The organism is Haemophilus sp. SZY H53 (assembly GCF_054332375.1).
The window spans coordinates 93,040-116,215 of the sequence record NZ_JBTGNV010000003.1 but is presented as its reverse complement, the minus strand read 5'-3'; the positions used below and the strand labels follow the sequence as shown (position 1 = coordinate 116,215).

23 protein-coding genes are annotated in these 23,176 nt (G+C 38.8%); 18 read left to right on the top strand and 5 right to left on the bottom strand.

Going from position 1 to position 23,176, the window contains the following annotated elements; genetic code table 11:
* Positions 1-10 precede the first annotated feature (10 nt).
* The 8 genes from ppdD to rhlB all read left to right on the top strand — a co-directional run bounded on the left by ppdD (position 11) and on the right by rhlB (position 6,282).
* Positions 11-454 carry a prepilin peptidase-dependent pilin gene (gene ppdD / locus ACXVWB_RS04110; protein ID WP_128786983.1) on the top strand — a complete coding sequence of 148 codons (444 nt, stop codon included), beginning with the start codon at positions 11-13 and terminating at the stop codon, positions 452-454.
* A gap of 6 nt (positions 455-460) precedes the next feature.
* Positions 461-1,843: a GspE/PulE family protein gene (locus tag ACXVWB_RS04105; protein ID WP_289901434.1), complete on the top strand. Its 1,383-nt coding sequence runs from the start codon at positions 461-463 to the stop codon at positions 1,841-1,843.
* A gap of 8 nt (positions 1,844-1,851) precedes the next feature.
* Positions 1,852-3,075, top strand: coding sequence for a type II secretion system F family protein (locus ACXVWB_RS04100; protein WP_289901435.1), 1,224 nt, complete (start codon positions 1,852-1,854; stop codon positions 3,073-3,075).
* A complete protein-coding gene (locus tag ACXVWB_RS04095) occupies positions 3,072-3,749 on the top strand; it encodes a prepilin peptidase (RefSeq protein WP_289901436.1) in 678 nt (225 codons plus the stop codon). The genes ACXVWB_RS04100 and ACXVWB_RS04095 overlap by 4 nt, the downstream gene beginning before the upstream one ends.
* 85 nt (positions 3,750-3,834) lie before the next feature.
* Positions 3,835-4,455, top strand: a complete 621-nt coding sequence (gene coaE, locus ACXVWB_RS04090; RefSeq protein WP_289901437.1) for a dephospho-CoA kinase — start codon at positions 3,835-3,837, stop codon at positions 4,453-4,455.
* The gene (gene yacG, locus ACXVWB_RS04085; RefSeq protein WP_005695505.1) at positions 4,448-4,654 is read left to right on the top strand and encodes a DNA gyrase inhibitor YacG; all 207 of its coding nucleotides are present in this window, start codon (positions 4,448-4,450) and stop codon (positions 4,652-4,654) included. The genes coaE and yacG overlap by 8 nt, the downstream gene beginning before the upstream one ends.
* A complete protein-coding gene (locus tag ACXVWB_RS04080; RefSeq protein ID WP_289901438.1) occupies positions 4,651-4,932 on the top strand; it encodes a GNAT family N-acetyltransferase in 282 nt (93 codons plus the stop codon). Before yacG ends, ACXVWB_RS04080 begins: the two co-directional genes overlap by 4 nt.
* 90 nt (positions 4,933-5,022) lie before the next feature.
* A complete protein-coding gene (gene rhlB, locus ACXVWB_RS04075; protein WP_289901439.1) occupies positions 5,023-6,282 on the top strand; it encodes an ATP-dependent RNA helicase RhlB in 1,260 nt (419 codons plus the stop codon).
* Between the two features lie 40 nt (positions 6,283-6,322).
* On the opposite strand, the gene mreD is transcribed toward rhlB, so the two are convergent.
* The 4 genes from mreD to ACXVWB_RS04055 all read right to left on the bottom strand — a co-directional run bounded on the left by mreD (position 6,323) and on the right by ACXVWB_RS04055 (position 10,976).
* Positions 6,323-6,811, bottom strand: coding sequence for a rod shape-determining protein MreD (gene mreD, locus ACXVWB_RS04070; RefSeq protein ID WP_149785850.1), 489 nt, complete (start codon positions 6,809-6,811; stop codon positions 6,323-6,325).
* Positions 6,811-7,875, bottom strand: coding sequence for a rod shape-determining protein MreC (gene mreC, locus ACXVWB_RS04065; RefSeq protein ID WP_049357720.1), 1,065 nt, complete (start codon positions 7,873-7,875; stop codon positions 6,811-6,813). The genes mreD and mreC overlap by 1 nt, the downstream gene beginning before the upstream one ends.
* Before the next feature lie 86 nt (positions 7,876-7,961).
* On the bottom strand, positions 7,962-9,017 hold the full coding sequence (locus ACXVWB_RS04060; RefSeq protein ID WP_049357719.1) for a rod shape-determining protein: 1,056 nt from the start codon (positions 9,015-9,017) through the stop codon (positions 7,962-7,964).
* Between the two features lie 168 nt (positions 9,018-9,185).
* Positions 9,186-10,976 carry an ABC transporter ATP-binding protein/permease gene (locus tag ACXVWB_RS04055; protein ID WP_128786976.1) on the bottom strand — a complete coding sequence of 597 codons (1,791 nt, stop codon included), beginning with the start codon at positions 10,974-10,976 and terminating at the stop codon, positions 9,186-9,188.
* A gap of 165 nt (positions 10,977-11,141) precedes the next feature.
* On the opposite strand from ACXVWB_RS04055, the gene ACXVWB_RS04050 reads away from it, so the two are divergent.
* The 10 genes from ACXVWB_RS04050 to lipA all read left to right on the top strand — a co-directional run bounded on the left by ACXVWB_RS04050 (position 11,142) and on the right by lipA (position 21,004).
* Positions 11,142-12,794: a putative transporter gene (locus tag ACXVWB_RS04050; RefSeq protein ID WP_128786975.1), complete on the top strand. Its 1,653-nt coding sequence runs from the start codon at positions 11,142-11,144 to the stop codon at positions 12,792-12,794.
* Between the two features lie 150 nt (positions 12,795-12,944).
* On the top strand, positions 12,945-13,253 hold the full coding sequence (gene rsfS, locus ACXVWB_RS04045) for a ribosome silencing factor (protein ID WP_289901440.1): 309 nt from the start codon (positions 12,945-12,947) through the stop codon (positions 13,251-13,253).
* Between the two features lie 39 nt (positions 13,254-13,292).
* Positions 13,293-13,760 carry a 23S rRNA (pseudouridine(1915)-N(3))-methyltransferase RlmH gene (rlmH, locus tag ACXVWB_RS04040; RefSeq protein WP_289901441.1) on the top strand — a complete coding sequence of 156 codons (468 nt, stop codon included), beginning with the start codon at positions 13,293-13,295 and terminating at the stop codon, positions 13,758-13,760.
* Between the two features lie 15 nt (positions 13,761-13,775).
* Positions 13,776-15,734, top strand: a complete 1,959-nt coding sequence (gene mrdA, locus ACXVWB_RS04035; protein ID WP_289901442.1) for a penicillin-binding protein 2 — start codon at positions 13,776-13,778, stop codon at positions 15,732-15,734.
* A gap of 17 nt (positions 15,735-15,751) precedes the next feature.
* Positions 15,752-16,867, top strand: a complete 1,116-nt coding sequence (rodA, locus tag ACXVWB_RS04030; protein WP_289901443.1) for a rod shape-determining protein RodA — start codon at positions 15,752-15,754, stop codon at positions 16,865-16,867.
* 53 nt (positions 16,868-16,920) lie between these two features.
* Complete coding sequence (locus tag ACXVWB_RS04025) at positions 16,921-17,634, top strand: septal ring lytic transglycosylase RlpA family protein (RefSeq protein WP_289901444.1); 714 nt, start codon at positions 16,921-16,923, stop codon at positions 17,632-17,634.
* A gap of 130 nt (positions 17,635-17,764) precedes the next feature.
* Complete coding sequence (locus ACXVWB_RS04020; RefSeq protein WP_289901445.1) at positions 17,765-18,952, top strand: serine hydrolase; 1,188 nt, start codon at positions 17,765-17,767, stop codon at positions 18,950-18,952.
* A 106-nt stretch (positions 18,953-19,058) separates the two neighbouring features.
* The gene (gene ybeD, locus ACXVWB_RS04015; RefSeq protein ID WP_289901446.1) at positions 19,059-19,337 is read left to right on the top strand and encodes a DUF493 family protein YbeD; all 279 of its coding nucleotides are present in this window, start codon (positions 19,059-19,061) and stop codon (positions 19,335-19,337) included.
* 1 nt (position 19,338) lies between these two features.
* Positions 19,339-19,980, top strand: coding sequence for a lipoyl(octanoyl) transferase LipB (lipB, locus tag ACXVWB_RS04010; protein ID WP_289901447.1), 642 nt, complete (start codon positions 19,339-19,341; stop codon positions 19,978-19,980).
* A gap of 61 nt (positions 19,981-20,041) precedes the next feature.
* On the top strand, positions 20,042-21,004 hold the full coding sequence (gene lipA / locus ACXVWB_RS04005; protein WP_005697928.1) for a lipoyl synthase: 963 nt from the start codon (positions 20,042-20,044) through the stop codon (positions 21,002-21,004).
* 69 nt (positions 21,005-21,073) lie between these two features.
* Here lipA and ACXVWB_RS04000 read toward each other — a convergent pair whose 3' ends face one another.
* Entirely contained in the window at positions 21,074-23,098 is a 2,025-nt protein-coding gene (locus tag ACXVWB_RS04000; RefSeq protein ID WP_289901448.1) for a hypothetical protein, read from the bottom strand.
* Positions 23,099-23,176: the final 78 nt, after the last annotated feature.

Genomic DNA, 23,176 nt, shown 5'->3' with positions numbered 1-23,176 from the left:
AATTAATTTAATGAAACTGACTTTTTCTAAACCTTTACATAAAGGTTTTACGTTAATTGAATTGATGATCGTGATTGCGATTATTGCTATTCTCGCGACGATCGCTATTCCGTCTTATCAAAATTATACCAAAAAAGCAGCCATCTCTGAATTGTTGCAAGCTTCAGCACCTTATAAATCTGATGTAGAGTTATGCGTCTATAGCACCAATTCCACAACAAACTGTTCTGGTGGTTCAAATGGTATTGCGGCAGACATCACTACCGCAAAAGGCTATGTTAAATCCATTACCACGAAATCGGGCGTGATTACGGTAACAGGAAATGACACATTGGATGGAATCAGTTATTCTTTAACAGCGACAGGCTCAACCTCATCAGGTGTCACTTGGGCAACCGCTTGTCCAAGCAATGCGGATTTATTCCCTGCGGGTTTCTGCTCTCCTACTAAATAGCGAAACATGGCCTATCAAGCAATCGCAAAAAATGGCGAGATTTACCAAATCTCGCCACAATATTGGCAACAAAACCAACAGCAGCAAGCTTTACTGCTGCGTTACTTTGCGCTACCACTTAAAGAAGACGAGCACCATTTATGGCTTGCAGTGGATTCACTCAATAACCTTGCGGCTTGTGAAAGCTTTGCTTTTTTAAGTGGAAAATTAGTTGAACCGATTTTATTTGAAACACATCAACTCAAACAACTTTTACAATCCCTTGCACCTAAAGCAAATCAAATAATAGAAGAGCAAACGACGTTTTATCATCATTCAGAAGACGAAAATACTGCCAATATATCTAATGACGATGAACCTGTTATTCAATTATTAAATGGTATTTTTGAAACAGCCCTGCAAAAAAATGCCTCCGATATTCATTTAGAAACGCAGCCAAGTGGGCTCTTAATTCGTTTACGTATTGATGGCGTACTACAACCACAGCCGATTATCAGTAAAGCACTCGCCAATCGTGTGATTTCTCGTTTAAAACTCTTAGCCAAATTGGATATCAGTGAAACTCGATTGCCACAAGATGGCCGCTTTCAATTCAAAACCACGTTCTCCGATATTTTAGATTTCCGCCTTTCTACCTTGCCCACTCATTGGGGAGAAAAAGCGGTATTACGATTACAACAAAATAAACCTGTTCAGTTAAGTTTTGCTGAACTTGGCATGACAAAAAACCAACAACGTCAATTTCAACATGCACTCAGCCAACCACAAGGTTTAATCCTCGTGACTGGACCAACGGGAAGCGGAAAAAGTATCTCGCTTTATACCGCACTTCAATGGCTCAATACGCCAGATAAACATATTATGACGGCAGAGGATCCCGTTGAAATTGAATTAGAAGGCATTATTCAAACTCAAGTGAATCCGCAAATTGGTTTAGATTTTAGCCGATTACTTCGTACATTTTTACGACAAGACCCTGACATTATTATGCTTGGTGAAATTCGAGATGAAGAAAGTGCATTAATGGCATTAAGAGCAGCTCAAACCGGCCATTTAGTGCTTTCGACCTTACATACCAACGATGCCCTCTCAGCCATTTCACGCTTGCAACAATTAGGCATTCAATCTCACGAAATTGAAAATAGCCTCTTATTAGTTATCGCACAGAGATTGGTGCGTAAACGTTGTTTAAAGTGCGGTCAACATTTTAATGATTCTTGCGATTGCCATCAAGGGTATCAAGGGCGTATTGGGGTGTATCAATTTTTACAATGTGAAAATAACTGTTACCAAACTGATTTCGATTCACTTTATCAAAGCGCATTAGAAAAAGTAAAAGATAACATCACCGATCTCGATGAAATTCAACGCGTGTTAGGTAAAAAATAGGAGTCTCTATGGCAAAGCAAAAACTCTTTTATTTCCAAGCCTATGATCAGCGACAACAATGGCAAAAAGGTAGACTTGTTGCTCAATCTAAACAAGCCGCACAATTTCTGTTAATTGCAAAAGGTTTTAGTCACATTCGCTTGCAACAAGATTGGCAACTTAATCAGAAACCGAAAAATGCAGAAATCAGTGCTTTATTGAATCAACTGGCTACATTGCTCAGTTCTGCCATTCCATTAAAAAATGCATTACATATTTTGCAAGACAACTGCACGCAATTGGGATTGCATCAGTGGCTTAGCGCCTTAATTGAGTTAATTGAAAGTGGTCTTCCGTTTTCACAAAGCTTGGAAATACAAGGAAAGTATTTAAACTTTCAAGAGATTCAACTTATTCAAGTGGGAGAAATGACCGGAAAACTGGCAGAGGTATGCACTAAAATTGCAGAACGTCGAACGCAATCATTAACGCTTCAACGCAAATTGCAAAAAATTATGCTTTATCCTGCCATGGTATTAGGTATTTCGCTTTCACTTACGTTGATTTTATTACTCTTCGTTGTACCGCAATTTGCTGAAATGTATGGTGAAAATTCCGCTGAATTGCCTACATTAACTGCCGTATTATTAGCGATGTCTCAATTCCTACAACATCATTTTGTTGCGTTAATGATTGCCTGCTCTTTCGCTATTTTTATGTTGAAGATGGCATTAAAACATTTCCTTTGGCTAAATCAAAAAAAGAATGCACTAATTAGTCGCATGCCAATTTGGGGCAATATCATTTGCCTTTCTCGCCTAATCAGTTTTAGCCATAACCTGCAATTAATGCTTCAATCCGGAGTGGCATTAACGCCAGCCTTAAATAGTTTCCTCCCCAAACAACAAACCTGGCAAACACAACGTACCTTAAAAGGTGATATTCTGCTACAACAAGAAGTGCGGTCAATTTTACAGTGGGTTTCGCAAGGTTATCCATTTTCAGAAAGTGTCAGTAGTCATCTTTTCCCAATGGAAGCACAACAAATGCTACAGATTGGAGAAAAAAGTGGAAAACTTGCGTTGATGTTGCGTCATATTGCTGATAACTATCAAGAAAAGCTCAATCATCAAATTGATTTACTTTCCCAACTTTTAGAGCCTTTAATGATGCTCATCATTGGTAGTTTAATCGGTATTATTATGATGGGCATGTATCTGCCGATTTTTAATATGGGATCCGTAATCCAATGATGATATTAGCCTTTTTCTTATTGGGTGGTTTAGCGGGTATCTTTGTTTGGCTTTATATTGATCGTTTTATCCCCAATCTCCAACAAGAGATTTATCAGAACTATATCGAACTTTATCCTGAAAACAGTCCTATTTGCCATAGCGAAAAAGCAGCGATTCAATCTCAAAAGTGCGGCCATATTTTTCTTTATTTTTTAGGGTTTGGACTCAGTTTTGCTGTACTCTATTATTTTCTTCAGGATGAATTATTTACTTTATGGCTCGCGATTACGCTTAGTCTATTTTTTATTATCAGTTGGCTAGACTGGCATTATCAACTGATTTCACCGACACCTTGCCTGTTTTTATTTTTCCTGGGTTTATTCGGCGCACATCAAGAGTTTTCAATCCTGACACTTTCTCAAAGTTTAGAAAGTGCGGTTAGTTTTTTCAGTGTTTTTTATATTATCTATCATTTGTCTAAATGGTTTTATAAGAAGGAAGCATTAGGCCGTGGTGATTATTGGCTTGCTTTAGGAATAGGTGCTTATCTCACCATCGCACACTTACCACTTTTCTTATTCATCGCCTGTCTATTAGGTATCATAGTCTATTGGATTTCTCGCAAACCTGTTTTACCTTTTGCGCCCTTTCTTTGCTTATCTTTAATCATCACCAGTGCAATAACCCTATAAATGTAATATATTGGCAACATTGAAAAATATTGTGTTTAGGAGATAGATGTAAAACATTCTCCTAAATCAAGTAGCAAGGAATATTATGACTTATATTGTAGGCCTCACTGGCGGCATCGGTAGTGGAAAAAGCACAATTGCAAATCTCTTTGTTGAACTTGATGTACCCATTGTTGATGCCGATATGGTGGCAAGAGAAGTGGTTGAAAAAGGCTCGCCGCTACTTGCTCAAATTGCTGAACACTTTGGTAAATCGATTCTGAATGAAGAAGGAGAATTAAATCGAGCCGAGCTACGAAAAAAAGTATTTGCAGACGAAAATGAGAAAAACTGGCTCAATCATTTATTACATCCAGCTATTCGCGAAAGAATGTTGTCACAGTTAAACAGTCAGACCGCTCCTTATACCTTGTTTGTCGTTCCACTGCTTATTGAAAATAAGCTCACCACGCTTTGCGACCGCATACTTGTTGTCGATGTTAAACCTGAAACTCAGCTGGCTCGTGCGTCATCGAGAGATCATAATAATATTCAGCAAATTCAAGATATTATGAATGCACAAGTCAGCCGTGAAGAACGATTAAAATGGGCGGATGATATTATTTCAAATGATGCAAAATTACCTGAAAACTTACCGCACTTAAAACAAAAAGTGCTAGAATTACACCAATTTTATTTAAGTGAATCGAGAAAGAAAAATGTCTGATGAAATTTTTGAAGTCCCTTGCCCTACGTGCCAAAAGCCTGTACCTTGGACACAGGAAAGCCAATTTCGCCCTTTTTGTAGCAAACGTTGCCAACTCATTGATTTAGGGGAATGGGCTGCAGAAGAAAAAGCTATTCCAAGTGACACAGCAGATTTTGCCATGGACCCCAATCTCAGTGATGAATGGAGTATCAAATGAGTCTTCAGCATCATGATAATGGTGAGCAGGGAGAGTTTTTCTTACTCGATGAGCAAGGGAAGAAAATCGCGAAACTCACCTATTTTTATGAAAAACCCGATACCATTAATGCTAATCATACATTTGTTGATGATTCTCTTCGAGGGCAAGGTATGGCAGACAAACTCTATCAAGCCTTAATTCATTTTATCCAGGCTAAAAAGCTGACATTGCACCCAACTTGTAGCTATATTGCAAGAAAATGGGAACGAACCCAATCTGCTCAATCCCAAGCTTAAACCTATTAATAAGCGTTTTATTTTTAAGGATATTTTTCCAGCTTCGTGCTATCCTTAGCCCCATTTATTTCTGAGAACCTGTTATTTATTATGCAAGAAAATTATTTAAGTCAGCAGCGGTTTGCTGATCTTCCATTACATCCTATCGTACAAAAAGCCCTACAAGACAAGGGATTTGAATATTGCACCCCAATTCAAGCATTATCATTACCTATTACCTTACAAGGAAAAGATGTTGCAGGCCAAGCGCAAACCGGCACAGGTAAAACGATGGCATTTTTAACGGCAACATTTCATCACTTATTGACGCATCAACCTGATTTTGCTACCAATCAACCTCGCGCATTAATTCTTGCACCAACACGTGAACTGGCTGTGCAAATTAATAATGATGCAGAGTTGTTAGCTAAAACAAGTGGATTACGAACCGCACTTGCTTATGGTGGTGATGGCTATGATAAACAGCTCAAAGCTATCGAAGCCGGTGTGGATATTTTAATTGGTACCACTGGTCGTGTGATTGACTATGTGAAACAAGGCATTATTCGTTTAGATGACATTCAAGTTGTGGTACTAGATGAAGCGGATCGCATGTTTGATTTAGGTTTCATTCGTGATATTCGTTATTTATTACGCAAGTGTCCTTCTCCGCAAGAACGCCTCACCATGCTCTTTTCTGCTACGCTCTCTTACAAAGTGCGCGAACTTGCCTTTGAAGATATGAATTCCCCAGAATATATTGAAATTGAACCGGAACAAAAAACGGGCCATCGAATTAAAGAGGAACTTTTCTATCCGTCAAATGAAGACAAAATTCCTCTCTTACTGACATTAATGGAAGAGGAATGGCCGGAGCGTTGTATTGTCTTTGCAAATACTAAACATAAATGTGAAGAAATTTGGGGTTATTTAGCAGCAGATGGTCATCGAGTGGGATTACTCACCGGGGATGTGGCACAGAAAAAACGTCTTTCATTGCTCAAACAATTTACCGATGGTGAGCTCGATATTCTCGTGGCAACTGATGTTGCTGCGCGTGGGTTACATATTTCAGACGTGACTCATGTTTTTAACTTTGATCTACCTGATGACCGAGAAGATTACGTTCACCGTATTGGTCGTACTGGTCGAGCAGGTGAAAGTGGTGTGTCTATCAGCTTTGCTTGTGAAGAATATGCGATGAATTTACCGGCAATTGAAGAATACATTGGTCATTCTATTCCCGTCAGTCAATATGATCCGAATTCATTGATTAGTGATATTCCCAAACCTTATCGTTTAAAACGCAATCTATCCCCTCAAATGCGAAATACTACAGCAAGAAAAACAAACTATCGTCGTAAAAACTAAAAAGAAAAGCTGATGAACTCCCTCATCAGCTTTTTTATGATTAATGCAATCCGACTCGTCGACGTGCAGTACGCATCAATAAGAAAACCCATGGCCATAACACACCTGATGCGATGGCACCAAAGATTTCCTGCCAATTAAAAAATGCCCCATGCAAAGAGAATTCAACCAAGAAAATAGCCACTCGAATCGCAAAAACAAAAAAGAGTACCAATAAACTTTGGAACCAAAGAGAAAGGTTGCGCAACATTAAGTAATATTTGGAAACAAAATAGAAGGCGACAGAAAGTACCAATGCATGAACTCCAAGAATAGAGCCTAGCACGATATCCCATAAAAGCCCGAGTAAAAATGCCCAACCAATACTTACTCTATTGGGCAAAGCAAGCGTCCAATAAAGCAAAACTAAAATTAACCAAGAAGGTTTAAAGGCTTGAAAGCCTGCTGGCCATGGGGCTAATTCCATTACTAATGCGACAATAAAGAAGCACAAAATTGTCGCCCATTGAAAAATAAAACGCCCTTGCATTAATCTTCATCCCTATGTTCTTGCTGCTCCGGAGAAATGGGTTCCTCTTGTTGAGGCATTGTGGTCGGAATGTCAGGATCCACAATTTCTTTTCCTGTATGCGGCTGTACTCCATCCTCTTGATCATCTGTAATTTTGGTTTTACTCACTGAATGAGTTGCTTCATTAGCTTGACTTTCCAAACGTTGCTGCACAAGACGACGCACCTCTTCCGGTGACATGGATTTCACTTTCGACATATCAAGGTTGCTTGGCCAAAGTAAAAGCAAATAACGTAAACGATCTAATTCAGCCAAAGGTTTCGCTTTCACCGTCGCAAAGTAATTTGATCCATCACGAGACACACTTTGTACGACTGCCACCGGATAGCCTTCCACAAAACGCCCCCCCAAACCTGAAGTGACCAATAAATCGCCTTTTTCAATATCCACAGAACGAGGCACGTTATCTAAGGTAAGCTCATCAGAGTGTCCTGTACCACTTGCGATCACGCGCACATCATTACGTAAAACTTGCACTGGAATAGAATGGGTTACATCGGTTAAAAGCAATACTCGACTCGTATTTTCTCCCACTGATATAATCTGCCCAATCATTCCTTTTTCATCAATCACAGGCTGACCAACATAAGCACCATCACGTTCCCCTTGATTGATCACCACTTGCTGACGATAAACGTCAGTTTCAGCTGTAAGCACTTCTGCAATCTTTTTATATTCATCGGTGCGTAAAGGCGAATTAAGCAGTAAACGAAGACGTTGGTTTTCTACCTTGAGTTGATCCAATAATAAAAGATCGGCATTTTTCTCACGCAGCTGCTCACGTAATACCTTATTTTCAATAAGCAGTTTATTGGTGTCCACCAAGTTGCTTGATACACCATCTAGAACCGTTCTTGGCCCATTCGCAAGGTAATACAAGCCCCCTACGGCAGTTTCCATGACACTACGCGCCTTCGTCATTGATGAAGTTTTTCCATCAACTAAAATCAATGTTATCGAAGCAATCACCGCTAATATAAGTCGAATACCTAATGGTGGTGCTTTACCAAAAATGGGTTTCATTCACTATCCTAGGGTTGAAAGGAAAAGTGCGGTCAAAAAATCAGACAAATTAAAAACACCGATTTTTCGAACCGCACTCTTAGAGATTAAATTTCGTCGCTAAAAATATCACCACCATGCATATTAATCATTTCAATTGCTTCACCACCACCTCGGGCCACACAAGTCAATGGTTCTTCAGCGATAATTACTGGTACGCCACATTCTTGTGAAAGCAATACATCAATATTACTTAATAAGGCTCCACCACCTGTTAACACCATACCGCGTTCAAAAATATCTGCTGCGTGTTCTGGTTGGCATTCTTCAAGTGCAGTACGTACTGCCGCAACAATCCCATTTAATGGTTGTTGAAGCGCTTCTTGCACATCACGAGAGGTTAATTTGAATGAGCGAGGTGCACCTTCAGCAAGATTATGTCCGTGCACTTCCATTTCTAAAATTTCATCACCTTCTTGAATATATGCTGTACCAATTTCATGTTTAATACGTTCAGCTGTTGGTTCGCCGATAACAGAACCAAAAGTGCGACGGACATAAGAAATGATCGCTTCATCAAAACGATCTCCACCGATACGGACTGAAGATGAATAAACAATACCATTTAAGGAAATCACGGCCACTTCAGTAGTCCCACCACCAATATCAATCACCATTGAACCAATCGCTGTTGATACGGGTAAGTTTGCACCAATCGCTGCAGCCATAGGTTCTTCAATTAAATAGACTTCTCGAGCACCAGCACCCAATGCGGATTCTTTGATTGCACGACGTTCAACTTGAGTTGCACCAGCCGGTACACAAACGAGCACACGTGGACTAGGACGCATAAAATTGCCTGTATGAACTTGTTTAATAAAGTATTGCAACATTTTTTCAGTAACAGAGAAATCAGCAATCACACCATCTTTCATCGGACGAATAGCCACGATACTTTTTGGTGTACGACCCAGCATTTGTTTTGCTTCTTTACCTACTGCAGCAATACTTTTGTATGCCCCCATACGATCTTGACGGATCGCCACTACTGAAGGTTCATCAAGCACAATACCTTGGCCTTTTACATAAATTAATGTATTTGCTGTACCTAAATCGATAGAAAGATCGTTTGAAAATAAACCACGAATTTTTTTAAATAACATAAGAATTCCGTCATTAGTTTAGTAAAAAATCGCTCATTTCTGAGCATAGAAAAAATTGTGCTAAATGTACCAAAAAATCGAGCTTGATAACAGGATTTTTTAGCTTGCTCATTAAAGCTTATATCGCTATTTTCGAGTAAGATAAATATGGCCGATTTAAAATATACCCTATTTAAGATCTTGGCTAGTGAATTGCCACTTACTATTATCTAAAATAACTAACTGTTGCTGATGGAAAGCTTGTAAGGTTGAACGATGTCCCACACTGATAATCGTTGTATTAGGTAAACGTTCTTTTAATAGACGATACATCGTATCTTCTAGGCCCTCATCCATACTTGCAGTCGCTTCATCTAGGAACGCCACTGTCGGTTTATGCAATAACAAACGAGCAAACGCTAAACGTTGTTGCTCTCCAAGCGAAAGAATACGTGTCCAATCTTGCTCGCGATCTAAACGATCTTGTAAATGCCCTAAAGACACTTGTTTTAATATCTCAATCATCTCATCACGATTAAAGGCCTTTTCTTCATTCGGATAAGCCAATGCAGTCAATAAACTGCCTTGTGGTAAATAAGGTTTTTGCGATAAGAAAAGCTGATGGATTGGACAATATACATCCCCTTCAGAATATGCCCAAAGCCCTGCCACCGTTCTCAACAACGTGGTTTTACCCACGCCCGAATTACCTTGAATTAATACCGTTGAACCTTGTGGCAGTGTCAAATTTAAATTTTCAATTAAGGTTTTTCCAAATGGATTACTAATGGTTAAATTCTTAAAGATCACATCAGTTTCATGTTGGTGTAAATTCGACGTAGATTGACGATTCGCCATATCAATCGCATAATTAAAGCCCGTTAAACGATCTAATGTGGCTTTGTATCCGGCAAAACCATCATAAGAATTACGGAAGAACGAAAGATTTGAATGCAACTTGCCAAATACTTGTAGCGTTTGCATAAGATCGCCAAGTTTAATTTGCTTCCCGAAATAACGTCCCACTTGGATGAGCAAAGGGAACACAACCGAAACTTGGCTAACCACTAGGTTAAAACCAGAGAATTTTAAGGTTCGATAAACAATATCCCACATGTTATTGATCACCGAACCGAATTGTTTATAAAGTTGGCTACTCTCGACTTTCTCACCCGCATAAAATGCCACACTTTCTGCATATTCTTTGATACGAATTAAAGAATAACGATAGTTAGCGTTTAAGCGTTCATTGATGAAATTCAACATAATTAACGGTCGACCTAAACGGAATGCAATCGCAGTAGTGATAATCACATAAGCAAACACCAAAAACACCATCATGCGTGGAATTTCAGTACCAAATACCATCATTGGTCCCGCTAATCCCCACAATAAGATCGTGTAAGAAATCATCGAGGTAACAGCATCAATCACACCAGTGCTTAAGGAAAGCGAGGTTCTCACATAAGATTGCACATCTTGTTGAATACGTTGATCAGGGTTATCTAAGTTAGCGGAAACATACTGGGTTTTATAGTACGCTCGCTTATCCATCCATTTATCCACCAACTGACTATTCAACCATTCAATCCAATTAATAGAAAAACGTTGTTCTAAATAATAACTAAGCAATGCCGTCATGACAGAGCTTGTCGCAATCACACAGAACAGCACCATTTGATCCCAAAATACCGATTCATTAAATTCCTGTAAGGAGGTGTACATATTGTTATACCACTCGGAATGGACCAAGCTAATACGCACACTGACCAATGTCATCGCCACAATTAACAAGAAAAATAGCAAAGGTTTAATACTTCGACGAGGTGAAAGATACCCACCCGCAAATTGCCAAAATTGTTTACCCCAGTGGGTAAAACGGACTAATAAGAAAATACCAAAGCTAAACACAACAGCCGTCATCGCTAGTGTTTTTACTATCCATAAAAGCGAATTAATGGCCTCTTGAGCGTAATCCATAATCAACCTATAAAATCAAAAAAGTGCGGTCATTTTAGGCGGTGTTTATTTTTACGCAAGAAAAAATGTGATGGAAATAACATTTTTTGACTTTGTTACAAGCGGGTAGGAAATCAAATTGTTATAATCCAAAATAGTTAAATCTTAATAAATTTAGAGGTAAATATGAGTGAAACGGCAATAACCATCGGTTTACTCGCCCTCGTAGCCATAATAGGTCTATGGATTGGGCACTTCAAAGTTAAGGGGGTCGGCCTAGGTATTGGCGGCGTATTATTTGGCGGTATTTTAGTGGCGCATTTTACAACACAATATGATATTAAGTTAGATAGCCACACATTACATTTTGTACAAGAATTCGGCTTAATTCTATTTGTTTATACGATTGGCATTCAAGTAGGCCCTGGCTTTTTTGCTTCTTTAAGGAAATCAGGATTAGCCTTAAATGGTCTAGGGATCTTAATCGTTGTACTCGGTGCATTAGTCACCATTCTAATTTACAAACTTGCCGAAATTCCACTTGACGTGGTACTGGGTATTTACTCTGGTGCAGTCACCAATACGCCATCTCTCGGTGCAGGTCAACAAATCCTTTCTGAATTAGGTATGACGCAAACCACATCTACCATGGGGATGGCCTATGCAATGGCCTATCCTTTTGGAATTTGTGGTATTTTGCTTTCTATGTGGCTGATTCGTCTTTTCTTTAAAATTAAATTGGATGACGAAGCTGAAAACTTCGAAAAAGAAAGTGGTCACGATAAAGAAGCGCTCAAAAGCATGTCTCTGAAAGTCACCAATACTAATCTCAATGGTATCCATTTGATTGAGATCCCTGGTTTTGACGATGAAGATGTCGTTTGTTCTCGCTTAAAACGAGGTGAATTAGTCATTGTGCCAAAAGCGGATACCGATGTTCAACTTGGTGACATTTTGCATTTAGTTGGCAATCCTGAAGGCTTAAAAAAAATGCATCTTATTATTGGGGAGGAAGTCGATGTGCCAGTCGCAAGCTTGAGTGGTGAAATTCGTTCTGAACGCGTTGTGGTTACCAATGAAAAAGTATTAGGTAAACAAATTCGCCATCTCGGTATCCATCAAAAATATGGTGTGGTGATTTCACGTTTAAATCGTGCGGGTGTAGAGTTGGTTCCGACTGCCCATACAGCCCTTCAATTCGGCGACGTATTACACATGGTGGGTAAAACCGACATTCTCAACCAAGCCATTTCAGTGATTGGGAACGCGAAACAGAAACTGTTACAAGTACAAATGTTACCCGTATTTATTGGGATTGGCTTAGGGGTGTTACTCGGCTCTATTCCTTTCTATATTCCAGGCTTTCCTGTGGCATTAAAATTAGGGCTAGCGGGAGGACCATTAGTTGTCGCATTAATTCTTGCTCGAATTGGCTCTATCGGTAAACTCTATTGGTTTATGCCACCAAGTGCAAACTTGGCATTGCGCGAAATTGGTATAGTGCTCTTTCTCGCTGTAGTCGGCTTAAAATCTGGCGGTAGTTTTGTGGATACACTCACCAATGGTTCAGGCCTTGAATGGATGGGATATGGTATTTTCATCACACTTATTCCATTAATGATTGTAGGTGTTATTGCTCGTTTATATGCCAAATTAAATTACCTTTCACTTTGTGGTTTATTGGCGGGTTCGATGACAGATCCTCCAGCGCTCGCTTTCGCCAACGAACTTAAAGAGGGAAATGGTGCAGCAGCACTCTCCTATGCGACAGTTTATCCTCTCACTATGTTCTTAAGGATCGTTTCACCACAATTGTTAGCGATTCTTTTATGGGTTTGATATTCTTCTGACTTGGGGCAGAATAACTGCTCCAATATTTATACTAAGTGCTATTTCAAACATAAAACAATTCAAATAAATCGCCCCTAAGTCTACCCCTTTCTCTCATTCAATGATAGAATTCCTCGCTTTACTTCAATAGGAAAAGAAATGTCATTAGTTGAATTTGTAATTGATAAACTCGATGATTTGAAAGGCATGGAAATTGTACATTTTGATGTAAAAGCTAAATCATCGATTACTGAAAATATGATTATTTGTACTGGCGCATCTAGCCGTCAAGTCTCTGCTATGGCCGATAACCTTATTGCGGAATGTAAAAAAGCCGGTTACGAAACCTTTGGTGAAGAAGGGCGCAATACGGCTGATTGGATCGTGGTCGATCTCGGTCAAACTATCGTACATATTATGCAACGTGATGCGCGTGAGATGTATCAGTTAGAAAAACTTTGGGCATAAAGTGCGGTCAATTTTGATTGTGTTTTGAAAGGGAAAAGGATGAAAATCACATTAATCGCTGTGGGCACAAAAATGCCAGCTTGGGTGACAACTGGATTTGAAGAATACCAACGTCGTTTTCCTAAAGATATGCCTTTTGAACTGATTGAAATTCCTGCTGGAAAGCGTAGCAAAAATGCAGATATTAAACGCATCTTAGAACAAGAAGGCAAAGCAATGCTAGCGGCTTGTGGAAAAAGCAAAGTGGTGACATTAGATATTCCAGGCAAACCTTGGACAACGCCACAACTTGCTGAACAATTAGAGAGTTGGAAAAACGATGGTCGTGATGTGTGCTTGCTTATTGGCGGACCTGAAGGCTTATCTTCTGAATGCAAAGCTGCGGCAGAACAAAGCTGGTCACTTTCTCCGCTCACCATGCCCCATCCATTAGTGCGTGTTGTGGTGGCTGAAAGCTTATACCGCGCTTGGTCGCTAACCACAAATCATCCTTATCACAGAGAATAACGTGTTACATTACCGATGAATTTAAAGAAATTCTTTGCTGCCCCAAGCCATGATGCCATCCGTGATAAAAAAGCTGAACGGAATTTATTTGCACGTCGCACATTGGTCGCATTCGTTGGTATTTTAGCGCTAAGCAGTGTGTTATTTGCCAACATTTACCATCTTCAGGTGATAAGTTACGAAACATATCAAACTCGCTCTAACGGCAATCGCATTAAATTACTTCCATTGCCGCCTACTCGCGGATTAATTTATGACCGTTATGGTGAACTACTGGCGGAAAATCTCACCTTTTTCGGCTTATATATCGTGCCAGAAAAAACGGAGAATTTAGACCGCACTTTTGAAGAGTTGCGCTATGTTGTAGGGCTCACAGACAAAGACATTGAGCATTTCAAAAAAGAGCGCCGCCGCGGTACTCGCTATACACCTATTTTACTCAAACAAAACTTAACGGAAGAACAAATTGCTCGTTTTGCTGTGAATCAATATAAATATCCAAGCCTTGATATTCGTCCTTATTTCAAACGAAATTACCTGTACGGCGAAGCGATGACTCATATTTTAGGCTATGTTGGACGCATCAATGACCGAGATGTTGAACGCCTGAAAAAAGAAGAAAAATTCGCCAATTACTCAGGCTCGACAGATATAGGAAAACTGGGTATTGAACGTTATTACGAAGAGCAACTCCATGGCTCGACGGGTTTTGAAGAGGTTGAAATTAATAACCGTGGCAAAGTTATTCGTAAATTGCGAGAACAACCAGCTACTGCGGGTAAAAGTATTCATCTGACTATCGATTTAGCTCTACAACGCTATATTATGGCATTACTGTCAGGGCAAAAAGGCGCGGTTGTCGTACTGGATCCTAAAGATAACAGTGTACTAGCGATGGTTTCTACACCAAGTTACGACAATAATTTATTCGTCGATGGCATTTCTTCTAGTGATTACAAACGTTTACTAGAAGATCCAACTCGACCACTTTACAGTCGTGCAACGCAAGGCGTTTACCCCCCTGCCTCCACAGTAAAACCATTTGTTGCTGTTGCTGCGCTAACAGAAGGCGTAATTACGACCAATACCACTATCTTTGATCCAGGTTATTGGACATTACCCAATTCAACAAAACGTTTCCGAGATTGGAAAAAATCAGGACACGGTTATACGGACTTAAATAAAGCGATTACTGAATCATCAGATACTTTCTTCTATCAAACCGCCTTTAACTTAGGTATTGATCGTTTTTCTATGTGGATGAAACGTTTTGGTTTTGGTATGCCGACAGGTATTGAAATCCAAGAAGAAGCCTCAGCCAACATGCCGAGTAAAGAATGGAAACAAAAACGCTATAAAAAACCTTGGGTACAAGGTGATACAATCTCGGTGGGGATTGGTCAGGGTTATTGGACGGCTACACCATTACAAGTGGCAAAAGCAACCTCTATTGTGGTCAATAACGGCAAAATTCATACACCACATTTAATGAAATCCGTTGAAGGCGCCACCATTGAGCCCTATCAAGATCCACTTTTATATGAAGATATTACCGATCCGAAACAAGCTTATTGGGATGCGGCTAAGCGTGGTATGTTCAATGTGGTGAATTCAGGTGCAGGGACAGGGCGAAAAGCCTTTATCGGCACCAACTACCATGTAGCCGGAAAATCTGGTACGGCACAGGTTTTCAGTTTAAAAGAAAACCAAAAATATGATGCTGCAGGGTTAAAAAAGGAATTGCATGACCATGCTTGGTTCACCGCTTATGCACCCTACGAAGATCCAAAATTGGTTGTTACGATTATTTTAGAAAATGCCGGTGGCGGCTCAAGTAATGCAGCGCCAATTGTGCGTCAAATTATGGATTTCTACTTGAATAAACGCTTGCCACAAATTGAACGTCAAGAAAATGCTGAAAAAGAGAAAAAGACAGCCCAAACTAATTTAGATGCGCTAGCACTAGACCCCTAACCAAGTGAGAATGAATAATGGAAGAAAAAGTACCTTTATGCTTGCGATTATGGCAACGTTTACATATTGATTTCTTATTATTTATTGGGCTCGTTGCTATTACGGCTTACGGTATGCTTGTGCTTTATAGTGCATCAGGTGCCAGCGAAGTGATGTTTCAAAATCGCATTATTCAAGTCATATTAGGCTTTACTGTCATGATCATTATGGCACAGCTGCCCCCAGAATTTTATCAACGTCTGGCACCTTATTTATATTTGATGGGTTTTATTATGCTAATTTTGGTTGATGCTATCGGGACCACAAGTAAAGGCGCTCAACGTTGGTTAGATCTCGGATTTATTCGCTTTCAGCCTTCTGAAATTGTAAAGCTCGCAGTACCATTAATGGTTGCCGTCTATTTGGGTAACCGTCCATTACCCCCTAAAATGAGCGAGACTTTCATCGCTATCGCAATAATTATCATACCTACCTTACTTGTAGCCATTCAACCGGACCTAGGTACATCAATTCTCGTTAGTGCATCAGGCTTATTCGTGGTGTTTTTAGCCGGGATGAGTTGGTGGCTTATTATTTCTGCTATACTTGGTTTAGCAGCCTTTATTCCTATCATGTGGATGTATTTAATGCATGACTACCAACGCATGCGTGTATTAACTTTGCTTGACCCCGAAAAAGATCCTTTGGGGGCAGGTTATCACATTTTGCAATCTAAAATTGCCATCGGTTCAGGCGGTATATCTGGAAAGGGATGGATGCAAGGAACACAATCCCAATTAGAATTTTTGCCTGAACCGCACACTGATTTTATTTTTGCCGTAATGAGTGAAGAGCATGGAATGATTGGTTTCCTTATTTTGATGGCAATTTATTTATTTATTATTATCCGTGGATTAATGATTGCAGTTAATGCAGAAACTTCTTTCGGGCGTATTCTTGCTGGAGCAACCACACTGATTTTCTTTGTTTATATCTTTGTAAATATTGGCATGGTAAGCGGCATTTTACCTGTTGTAGGAGTACCTTTACCACTCTTTAGCTACGGCGGAACTTCATATGTCGCTATCATGGCAAGCTTCGGTTTGGTGATGTCTATCCATACGCACAAGCCTCGTTTTATGAAAGGGAACTAATTTCTCTTTTAGCTTTCTTATAAAGAATACGGATAATATTGAAAGTAATAAGTATGATATTTAAAAACTTCTTAAAAACGACCGCTCTTTTCACTATGATCATTAGCTCAAGCCTCTCAGCTTTTGCCGATACTAAAAAAATGTATGGTATCCAAGGCGATTCATTATCAATTGCCACAACCATTCAAACACCCCAAAGCTACCAAGTGAATGGTAAAACCTACACCACACAAGGTGATGAAGCAAAATCTTACTCCAAAGAAGGAATGGCAAGTTACTACCATCATAAATTTAATGGGCAGAAAACAGCGAATGGTGAACACTATGATTCGACACGTTATACTGCTGCCCATAAAACCTTACCATTAAATTCATATGCAGTTGTCACAAACTTGCATAACAATCGTAAAGTGATTGTACGAATTAATGATCGTGGTCCGTTTAGTGAGAAACGTATCATTGACTTATCTCATTCGGCTGCGAAAGAATTAGGTCTTATTGCTCGTGGTACAGGGCAAGTAAGAATTGAAGCATTACATGTGAATCATAAAGGTCAAATTTCAGGTGTTGGGGCAAAAACACTTGCTAAACATGCGAAAACAAAAGAAGCAATTCGTCGCTTGGTATCAAATAAACATAAAAAGGAAAAAAAATCACAACTCAAACATCACAAAGAATGTAAAAATTGCCTCAAAACTAAAACGACTTATTCTATCGCACAAAAAACAAGCAAAAAACACGAACATAAAGCTCGTATTAAACGATAAGGTTTATTTTATTGTATTCACGGAGCAAGCTATAACGCTTAGCAATTAAGCACAAAATGATAAAAACACCTAATAAATTATCATTCATCATTTATACTTATAAACCGAATAGACTATTAAAGGAAAAACTATGTTAAAACAATCTACTAAATTGAAAAAACTCTCCCTACTTACTGCATTCATGGCAACTTCAACATTTGTCACAGCTGAAGATATTCAATACGGTATTGCTATACCCGAAATAAATGCCCAAACCTATATTTTAATGGATTATAATTCTGGAGCCGTATTATCATCACTGAATCCAGATCAACGTCAATATCCAGCCTCATTAACCAAAATGATGACTAGCTATGTGATTGGCGAAGCTTTAAAGCAAGGTAAAATTCATAATGAAGATATGGTCACTATTGGCGAAAGTGCTTGGGGTAGAAACTTCCCTGATTCTTCAAAAATGTTCTTAAATTTAAATCAACAAGTATCCGTCGGTGATTTAAACAAAGGAATTATCATTGTTTCAGGTAATGATGCTTGTGTAGCGGTGGCAGAACATATTTCTGGTACCGTTGCGAACTTCGTTGATACCATGAATAAATATGTGCAACAATTTGGCTTAAAAAATACCCATTTCACTACACCACACGGTTTAGATGATCCAAACCAATATTCAACTGCTCGTGATATGGCGATTATTGGTGCACATATTATCCGCGATTTACCTGAAGAATATAAAATCTATTCAGAAAAAGAATTTACTTTTAATAAAATTAAACAGCCTAACCGTAATGGTCTATTATGGGATAAAAGCCTTAATGTAGATGGCATGAAAACGGGTCACACAAGCCAAGCTGGCTATAATCTCGTTGCTTCTGCAACAAACGCAAGCAATATGCGTTTGATTTCTGTTGTCATGGGCGTACCAACCTATAAAGGTCGTGAAGTAGAAAGTAAAAAACTCTTACAATGGGGTTTTGCTAACTTTGAAACCTTAAAAACCTACAAAGCCAATGAAGAAATTTCAACACAATCGGTTTACTACGGTGATAAAGGAGAGGTAAAAGTTGGTGTATTACAAGATGGATTTATTACCGTACCCAAAGGCAAACAAGCTGACTTAAAAGCACGTTACGAATTAGATAACAAATACTTACAAGCACCTTTAGCAAAAGGCCAAGTGGTGGGTAAAATCATTTATCAATTAGATGGTAAAGATGTCGCAACCGTGAGTCTTCAAGCATTAGAAGATGTGCAAGAAGGCGGCTTCTTAGGTAAAGGTTGGGACTGGTTAGTGTTAACGGTTAAAGGACTATTTGATTAAACACCTTGAAAACTAACCGCACTTCCCCATTTATATTTCATCAACAAATTCATAAGGTGTGAATTTAACCGATTATCACACCTTATCTTTAAATTAAGGAAACAAAATGGCAAACGAAAATGATTATGAAAAACTGAAAGAATTAATGGAATTTCCTGCTGCAATGACTTTTAAAGTAGCAGGCATTAATCGCGAAAATTTAGCACAAGATCTTATTGCAGTGGTACAAAAATACTTACCGGGTGATTATATTCCAAAAGAAAAACGCAGCAGTAAGGGCACTTATAATTCTGTTTCAATTGATATTGTGGTACAAAACTTTGAGCAAGTAGAAACACTTTATAAAGAGCTTGCTAAAGTTGAAGGCGTCAAAATGGTTATCTAAAATGAATAAAACTGATTTAATTGTCCGTCAATTAGGTTTGCAAGATTATCAGGAAATTTGGCATAAAATGCAGGAATTCACCGATAATCGAAATACAGAAACGACTGATGAAATTTGGTTAGTTGAGCATCATCCTGTTTTCACTCAAGGCCAAGCTGGCAAACCAGAACACTTATTACAACGTAGTAATATTCCTGTTGTTCAATCCGATCGCGGCGGTCAAATTACTTATCACGGTCCAGGCCAGCAGGTGATGTATGTGCTCATTGATATTAAACGTCATGAACATTTAAATGTCCGTCAATTAGTGACCGCACTTGAACAATCTGTCGTGAAAACCCTCGCAGACTATGGTATTAAAGGTTATCCAAAATCCGACGCACCAGGCGTATATATTGACGGCAAAAAAATCTGTTCATTAGGTTTACGCATTCGCAAAGGCTGTTCTTTTCACGGTTTAGCATTTAATATCAATATGGATCTCAATCCTTTCCATTATATTAATCCTTGTGGCTATGCAGGGCTTGAAATGTGTCAGCTTGCTGACTTTATTGGTAAAGAAGAAGCGACACTTGACAAGGTTTCCCCCAAATTAATTAAACACTTTGCCGAACTTTTGGGCTATAATGTTACAAATTTATAACATTCACTTTTATAACATATAAAAAATGCCTAAATCAGGCATTTTTCTTTAGGAAAGAACAATGTCAACGCCTTTTAAAATGGAACGCGGTGTGAAATACCGCGATGCTGCCAAAACATCAATTATCCCTGTTAAAAATATCGATCCTAATCAAGAATTATTGAAAAAGCCGGAATGGATGAAGATCAAATTACCGTCTAGCTCATTAAAGATCGAAACGATTAAAAACGGGATGCGTCGTCATGGCCTACATTCGGTATGCGAAGAAGCGTCTTGTCCAAATTTACACGAATGCTTTAACCATGGCACAGCAACCTTTATGATTCTAGGCGCAATTTGTACTCGTCGCTGCCCTTTCTGTGACGTTGCACATGGTAAACCCTTACCGCCAGATCCTGATGAACCACGTAAATTAGCTGAAACCATCCAAGATATGAAGTTGAAATATGTGGTGATTACCTCTGTTGACCGCGATGATTTACCTGATCGTGGTGCGGGTCATTTTGCTGAATGCGTAAAAGAAGTACGCGCATTAAACCCTGGTATTAAAATTGAGATTTTAGTGCCTGATTTCCGTGGTCGGATTACGCAAGCCTTAGAAAAATTAAAAGATAATCCACCAGATGTATTCAACCACAACTTGGAAAATGTACCACGCTTGTATAAAGAAATTCGTCCTGGTGCTGATTATCAATGGTCTTTAAAATTACTTCATGATTTCAAAGAAATGTTCCCAAATATCCCAACGAAATCGGGCTTAATGGTTGGGTTGGGCGAAACCAATGAAGAAATCCTTGAAGTGATGGAAGACTTACGCGCAAATGGCGTAACCATGCTTACGCTTGGTCAATATCTCCAACCAAGTCGCCATCACTTACCGGTTGCACGCTATGTGCCACCAGCAGAGTTTGATGAATTCCGTGATAAAGCCAACGCTATGGGCTTTGAACACGCTGCCTGTGGTCCATTTGTTCGCTCTTCCTACCATGCTGATTTACAAGCAAGTGGTGGATTAGTGAAGTAATCAAAACAGCTAAAAAAATGACCGCACATTGAATTTCAAGTCCGGTCATTTTTTATGTCATCCTTTCAACTAGTCAGTTACGGCGGGCTTCCCTTCTTCCCCCTCATCAGTTTCCATCATGCTTTCTTGACGAAGGTCTTCAAGGGTACGACCATTAATTAAGTAGCCATTTTCTGTTTTTTCCACTCTAGAAACGTAATTATCACCTTCTTCTACAAATTCTCGGTGAAGTTTTCCATCATGTTTCACAAAGCTACTTAAATATTGCCAAAAGTATGAATTTTCCTTAATGGCTAAGGCTTTTTCATTTTGATCATCAAACAACATTTTACTTAATGTCAGATTAAATGTGCCTTCAATATTATCTGGAATCATGTCTGATGAATCATCTTCGGGCACTTGAGGCACAATACCACTCACTTCCAATTTAACTGGATAAGCATTGGTCTCTGGATAAGTATTTAGATTTAAATTCAACGTTGCATTATCAACGATTAAATCAAGCTCTTTCCAGGAGTTTTTGATGTATTTATCAAATGTGGCTGACGTTAAATGCGTGCTGCATAAAGCCCCATAAAATGGTGCTGAGCAAAATCTTGCTGATAAATGCGCTTTGCTGTGATTAATTTTAAATGGTGCATCAACTGCTAATTTTTCAAATTGGAACCCTGCACTTGGATAACTGGCTTTATTCGCAGACAATGTGATATGTTCATTATATTGATCATTGTCTAGTGTTTCCGTCTTATCACTGGCTGATACCTCATCAAGCACTAGATCGGCCATATTAAATGATTTTAATGCGGCCTCAATATTGGTTTTGCCACTAAATTCTTTCACCCATTTATCTTTGGCATTCAAGAAGTCTTTATTGTCTTTTGATGGTGCCTCTTTCTCAGCAAAAGTATCTAATAAAAACGGTACAAACGCCAATTCGTTTGCCACGTTGTAATCATCTAACTGAATATTAACTTTACCGCCTTTAGCTTCCCATTTACGCTCTTCATCGGCAGGAGTTTGCTTCACACTATCAACATTCAGTTTAAAATCTACATTAGCCTTGGTTAAATCCGTATTCGCCAACTTAAGTTCAAGACCGGCATTTTGTAAGTTAAAGTAAGGTTGATTATTTTTAGGCACATTGACAGAAAGCACGGATAACGAACCATCAAAACGATCATTTTGTGTAAAAATTTTCGTTAACAAATTGACGCCGTCTTTAATATCTAATGAGCCATCACTTAATTTTTTAAATTCATGATGAAAATTGACCGCACTTGGCACGCCATTTTGTTTAATCAATAAATTCAAACCACCTGCTGTTGCTTGGCTTTCTTCTGTCGTACGGCTTTTATTGGCAATGCGTAAAATATCACTACTGAATTTCGTACTCAGATCACGCTTATCTGCCTCACCTGATTTCACGTCAAAATGATAAGTCGCATTTTTCATATAAACATGGGTGTTTTCCCCATTTAACAACGCCACTTCGGCATTTTTCGCGATTAAGTCAATACTTGATAAGTCGTATTGATTTGCACCAACAGGCACAAGGCGAGCTTCACCCTCAATTTGTTCCAGTTTAGTGTCTTTATCGTAATTAAAGCCACTTAAGGTTGTTTTCAGCTCAACGTCTTTATTTTTTAAGAAATGAAAACCGATAGAAAGGTTTTGGGACTTATTCGCAAAATCTCGGAATTCCGTCGAAATATCAGACTGTAAATAATCCCCTACCGGCGAAAATTTACTATTAATTGTATTTTTATCAATCGTGATATTTAATGTTTTATTTAATTGACGAACTAATTGATCGGATAACTGTGACTCAGCCGTAATAAAGAAAGGCAACGCGGTGAGCTTAGTTGTAATGACATTTGTACTTTTCGCATCACTATTTTTTACACTAAAGATTAACTCTCGAATAAAAAAGTTTTTCGCAGTTTGTGTCACATTTAATGTTGCTTGGTTATCCAAAGAATAAGGGAAATTTTTTAATACCTGATCGATTTTGTGATTAGTATAAAATTGTGCGCCGATCCCAAGTGCCACTGCGATAGCCGAAATCGTCAATGTTATTGTTTTTTTCTTGCTCATAACGTCCCCAAATACGATCTCTATTTACAATCTTGAAATTCTTTTAAAAAATTAACCGCACTTTTCTCTTCAAAGTGC